Origin of the sequence: Sodalis-like endosymbiont of Proechinophthirus fluctus (assembly GCF_001602625.1) — a bacterium.
Taxonomy (GTDB): domain Bacteria; phylum Pseudomonadota; class Gammaproteobacteria; order Enterobacterales; family Enterobacteriaceae.
Genome location: NZ_LECR01000090.1, coordinates 29955 through 35557, shown reverse-complemented (window position 1 = coordinate 35557; position 5603 = coordinate 29955). Strand labels below are relative to the sequence as shown.

At 43.5% G+C, this 5603-nt stretch carries 3 protein-coding genes, 2 tRNA genes and 2 pseudogenes; 4 read left to right on the top strand and 3 right to left on the bottom strand.

The window, feature by feature from the left end:
* Nucleotides 1–316, top strand: a pseudogene (locus BG74_RS08855) (hypothetical protein); the annotation flags it as partial.
* Between the two features lie 299 nt (nucleotides 317–615).
* Here the strand turns inward: BG74_RS08855 and BG74_RS18325 are convergent.
* From BG74_RS18325 to BG74_RS14375, 3 genes and pseudogenes are all read right to left on the bottom strand, one after another.
* A pseudogene (locus BG74_RS18325) lies at nucleotides 616–726 on the bottom strand (hypothetical protein); the annotation flags it as partial.
* A gap of 85 nt (nucleotides 727–811) precedes the next feature.
* Nucleotides 812–888: transfer RNA gene (locus tag BG74_RS08850), tRNA-Asn, on the bottom strand.
* Nucleotides 889–1069: 181 nt separating this feature from the next.
* The gene (locus BG74_RS14375; protein WP_187202874.1) at nucleotides 1070–1429 is read right to left on the bottom strand and encodes a zinc-dependent peptidase; all 360 of its coding nucleotides are present in this window, start codon (nucleotides 1427–1429) and stop codon (nucleotides 1070–1072) included.
* A 527-nt stretch (nucleotides 1430–1956) separates the two neighbouring features.
* Here BG74_RS14375 and BG74_RS08840 point away from each other — a divergent pair.
* From BG74_RS08840 to BG74_RS18320, 3 genes are all read left to right on the top strand, one after another.
* Nucleotides 1957–2043: transfer RNA gene (locus BG74_RS08840), tRNA-Ser, on the top strand.
* A gap of 2584 nt (nucleotides 2044–4627) precedes the next feature.
* On the top strand, nucleotides 4628–4828 hold the full coding sequence (locus BG74_RS08830; protein ID WP_066597913.1) for a hypothetical protein: 201 nt from the start codon (nucleotides 4628–4630) through the stop codon (nucleotides 4826–4828).
* Between the two features lie 363 nt (nucleotides 4829–5191).
* Nucleotides 5192–5329 (top strand): hypothetical protein, encoded by a 138-nt coding sequence (locus tag BG74_RS18320; protein ID WP_244267483.1) that lies wholly within the window; start codon nucleotides 5192–5194, stop codon nucleotides 5327–5329.
* Nucleotides 5330–5603 lie beyond the last annotated feature (274 nt).

Sequence of the window (5603 nt, the reverse complement as noted above, 5' to 3'; positions counted from 1 at the left end):
AGCGGCTGCCGTCGCGAAGATGTTCGTGGGGCTGACGATTGAAACCATCATAATAGGCGCGCCGGCCGCTAACTGGGCAGGAGAATATCTTGGTTGGCAGGCTGTCTTCTGGGGAATACCTACAATTGGCGTCTTGCAGTTGATCGGAGTTCTTGTCGCTCCGCCCGATCTTCCCGGCAACAAGATTGCTAACGTCCAGTCGGAACTTCGAATCCTGATGCTAAAGAAACGTCTTGACACTGCTGTTATTGACCGTTATAAGCAACAGCACCATGTTCACAGTCTTCACCTACATCGCGCTGATCCTGAAACCTAAGCGCATACATCGATCAATTTCGTCACTTCTATGCTTTGGATCACTGGGGTTGGTATGACACTTGGAAGTTGACTCGGAGGCAAGTTATCAGATCTCTTAGTTTATATAATAATAATTAGCTCGATGGTCATTATTATTATCATACTGGTCGCGCTAACCCTTTTCATGTCTGATTATGTCGAATATTTATGTAAGTGGCATCATCATCTTTATTAGGCAGATTGTGCACCCTCATTAAGGTGGGGAACGCTTTTAACCCGGTCACGCCGTTCCTTTAACGGATAAGGGCGTAGCAACTACGACCGCTGGGCGGTAATAATTTTGCTGTTCTGATTCGAGCTGATGACATAACAGCAACCTCCCCTATCAAATATCTGCTTAAGTGAGAATCCTTTCAGCACGTTGATGGCATAGTTCTTGAAAAGACAGGCAGAGAAAACCTTCAAAGCAAAAATCCCGATCAGGGAAACTTGAGCCGGCTTTTCTAAATCTGGCTCCCTCTGGGACTGGATTCAAAAACCAGCGACATACAGATTAACAGCCCGCCGTTCTACCGACTGAACTACAGAGGAATCGCGAGAATGAGGCGAATCATAGCGGGACACTGAAGGGATATCAACTGATAACCTATTTAAATAAATTGCATAAGTATTAGCAGAATTGGTGATCTTCAGCGCCAAGATAGAGGCGAGAGGCACTGTTTTTATCTGACATTACCGCCCACATCATGGCTTGCGCTGGCTTGATCCAGCGCTAGGCCATAATGTGGACATCCTGTATACGACCGGAGCGCAGGGCTGTGAGCCTTGAGAGCGGATCTTGACGGTAAAAGCGGACGGAACAGCCGTAAAGATCGGCGAATCGCTCCGCTAGCAGTTCGAGAGAACTGAAAAAGTATTCAGACAATACGACAAAGAACTCCGCGGGGTCGCTTGCGGCATATGCATCCATACTGGCCGCATCTTCTCCGATCAACTCAACTTCATCCTGAAAGTCCGCTATGGTGCCATGGATCAATTGCTCCCAACGGGCGACCACTCGTAGTGGGATAAGTAGAACGCTATTGATGACGTCAGCGTTATATAAATCGATTTTGTAAGCAGCTTCATGGATATGAAACCCGACAAATCAAAGAAATCCTGGATTTCTAGCTGGTTGAGGCCTATCGGGCTTTGACCCAGCTTTGCCAGGAATGAACTACCTCACCCTAGTGTGCCAGGCTAAAATTATCCTTCTTTCAGCTATCGACTATCAGGAAGGGTGCCGGGTAGATCGAAGCTATCCAACCATTCTAGCCCTAGTCAAGCACCAGCAAGGAAAATAACAGTGCAATACGTGCCCCGCGGTGCCCCCCGCTGCTGGGCATTCAATTCAAGTGCCTGCAAGGGACCCGAGTTTCTTTTGTCGCAAAAATTTCTTTGCCAGCGCCATCAGTTTTTGCTGATTATCCACCGAGAGAGGGGTCAGAAGCAGAATCGACACCCCCCTGATTCTAGTTCATTTCATCTGAGATAATCGATGCGTGCTTTGCCATGGCTATTTGATCATCATGTTGCTCGATATATCGTCACTTAAATCATGAGGGAGGATTAATACTGTTAAAATGCCGCAACACAGGGCATGATAGCAGCCGTAAAAAAGGAGAGATGCCGGAGCGGCTGAACGGGACGGTCTCGAAAACCGTTAAGGGAGCAATCCCTTCCAGGGTTCAAATCCCTGTCTCTCCGAAATTTTCAATGTGTTACAGACTAAACGTCTGGCCATATTTCCCTTTCCACGCCTATTAATTTCTGATAAAATACGCTAAAAGATTTCGCTTAATCCGGGTACTAGCGCGCCTTATTAAGCTGTGGCGTGGTTGCCTTATTGCATTTATATAAAAGTAGAGGCTATACACACTCAATTGTAGAACTGCCGCTGCTGGCACCCTATTGACCGTAACATCTTTTGCCTTGATCATGACAGATACAAGTAAAAGCCTATTTCAGGCTTGCTTTTAACGTAACGCCGATAACCGTATTTTACTCTCGAATCATCAATATTCTGAGAGTAAAACTATTCTCCAAGATAAATTTTGATCTCTGAGCTAAATTTATTAAGTTAATGATAGAGGACAATAACCTCACGTGCACATTCCGCGCGCATGATTTGCCCCGTGATACAGTCTGCGCCGGCTATATTGCCTCTAAAGAGAGGGTGTGATTTGTTACTATTTTATTATGGAAAATAGGCCTCGTCAATAGATGCCAGAGTAGATGTTTCCATTCTACTCGCCACGGCGTCTGTAGGCTTCTAATGGTTGCCAGATGGTATTGCGTGCCGCGCTAGGTTTGGTAATGTGTGACTGAGCTGCATGCTTGCTATGCAAAATGACCAGCGGTGCCATAGCACATACCTGACAAAGGGAATAATCCTGAAAAATGGAAAATTTGTCGGCCACCATCCATACCAGATAGAGAGGCCCGCCGCCATGTTGCACGCAGCCGTGCGATTGATAATGTAGCTGTGCGTCATGGCGATATCGATTACCTTATGTAGATAGTGCGTGTTATCCAACTCTTGAATCGGTTTTTTTAGGTATTGATTGCTTGCGGTCAAACAGCGTTTAGCAGCCTGCTCGGATCATCGCATAGTGCTAGTGCTATTTGGGGGAGAAGCGAAATGGCTTCCAGGGTAATCTTTGCGTCATCCTCAAGGATTAACACTTGCTCAAGCCCTCGCTCGCAAATGAGGTGGTAGATATAGAGTGGCTAAGGGCACAACCAGTTTAACTCGGACGTATGGCATAATTAATCTTATAGGTATACCACACATTTTCTTAGCCGCTAAGAAATGGCCATTAACTTCATAATCCAGAGAGCAATTTTGACACTAGTATTCTATACATTGATGGCGTTTGGGCGACGTTTTGAGATTGCTGCTGGAAAACTTTTACGCCTTCTACAATATGTGGATAATGAAAGGTGCGCGTTTCTATTTCGCTATAAAATTAAATATATATTTAAAATTAATTATATATGATATGTATATATCATACAAATATTGAGTCGCATTTACTTGTTCCCATGGTTATTCTTGAAGCCAGAAGCGTTGCGGGTAGTACCAGTAAAACTTTCACCATGGCAATAAAATATGTAACTATTTATATAGTATTTTTTACTATAGTGCTATATTTATTGGCTTGTTATTCAATAAAATACTATGTCCTTTCGAAGGAAGAGAGCATCCCTTTTAGCCGGGATCGGGATAGACAGCGGACTCAATCGGGCAGCAATGCCGCATATTACACGCGATCGGCACCATCTTTACTTCATCATCTGGCGTCCCCTTTCCCCAATATTGGGGAAAGGGGGCCACTTGTTTCTATTGTGTAAATAAATTATGAATATGCTAATGAAAAAAAGGTTCGTAGCCCAACTCGTCAAGCGGGAGGTACGAGATCAATGTCTAAAACTGTGTACGGTCGCTTCAACGAGAGAAATAATTAGCACTGTTTGAGATATCTTCGATGGACTAAACATGAGCTTTGTGGTCGCCCGCCAGTAACGCGCGTTGTCCAGGAGGCTATTAAGGGCGCATTGGGTAAAAATTATTTATTTAAATTAATTATAATAAAATTATATTATGTTTTTGAGTAAATGACGCAGATACAATAACGCCATTAAGACAATTCGATCAAATTAACACTTGCTAGGATAAAAGGATTTTTCTGATGGCGCTCAGATGATCTTTGTTGATAATATTGGCCCATCAGCTGCTGAGACAATTCCTTTAGAAGTAAATCTTCAGTGTAGCGGGAAATCTATTGACAAGTGCCACATTACGTTTAATAGTTATTCTCTGACGATCGAGAAATGCAAGCCAGGTCACTTAATTTTGATAGGAATAGGCTGGCGTTTCCGGTAGTGTTGAATGATGATTTAAAATTATTTGCTTCAATTAATTAATAAAAATGATACGGTCTCCATGTCAAATTTAATGGATGTTACCGTATGAGGTCGTTGAGGACTGTACTCTTAACGCCTGAGCCCTCAGCGCTAACCTTATAAAAGAATTAAAAATATTAATCGTTAGAATAGATAGTCTTCTCCAATGAGTAATACATTTGTTATTAGCGATGGTTAATCAATCGCATTGATGGTGCTTGCGGCAGGCATACAGCAAGGATAGATGGGGGAATATTCAGAATTTTCTTTAGCAGTTTAACGTATTTGACATCGTAATGATTAGCGACAACGTGTCGAGTAAGCATTGCGGCCGGTATAAAACGGTGCGGCCGAAACACGACGGCACCAAAGCCAGGATATTACCATGAAAAAAATGATAACTTTGGTCGACGATAATGCTCAAAAAGCAAATGTCGCGCCTGAAATGAATAGTCAAGAATGGATGGAGGCGATAAATCGAGAGTTGACTGCCATTGTCAAAAACGCGGGAATCACCGTTGAGGAAGAGAATGAAGAAGCGTTATACGCGGCGCTGAGTAGATTGCTACGTCGGGCAGGGGAGTAACAGAAATCCATCTGCCGCAAATCGAGCACACATCAAGACAATGCATAATACATTCGTATAAAAATTACGCGATGTCTCATCTGGCCTTCAGCAGTGTAGTTTGCGGTAGCGGCGTGAGGTATTTTTAGATACTTGATGTAAAAAGCAATGACACTGGTGTTGGTCGCGACGGTATCGCGGAAAAATGTCTTAAAATAAGACATTTTTCCGTACCAGCATATGATGGAGAGATATTCTTTTGCCGGCTATCATCGCTGTGAGTCGATCGTCAATTAATTTCATTCCCACCCGGCCGATGTAGCGACTTACTGTTTTAATGCCGATTGTGCATCTGCAAGTTCTTGTTGATGCATGTGCGACTTTTTGTTTTTTGCAAATTTTATCGCTATTACCTGTTTGCTAGGCTTATGTCAGTTCATGTTGCCGTTGCGCCAGTTTGCTTTTCTTGTCAGCAAGGTGGCGCTATCGGTCTGCCTGCAGTTGCTCATCGCAGCAATGTGAGGTAATTTCAGTCAGCGCCTTTTTAGCCTATCTACTCGCGCCTCGTTGCCCTGGGCGCGAACTATGATAAAGCTGTGTTTGCAAAGACTGCTGTTTTGCCGCGCAGCCACTTGTCGCCAGCACACTTTGTCCGGGGAATACCATAAAAGCGCCAATCAACGTAAGCTAAGGGAGTATCATCTTCACTGTTAATCTTTTTCCGTTAATCCTTTTTTAAGGAAAAAATAAATGTATGCATAATAACTTCACCTTAATTTTATCAAAATTTAAGATC

Coding starts and splice junctions, on each gene's coding strand:
- BG74_RS08830 (WP_066597913.1), top strand. CDS start 4,628: ATGAAAAAAATGATAACTTTGGTCGACGATAATGCTCAAAAAGCAAAT.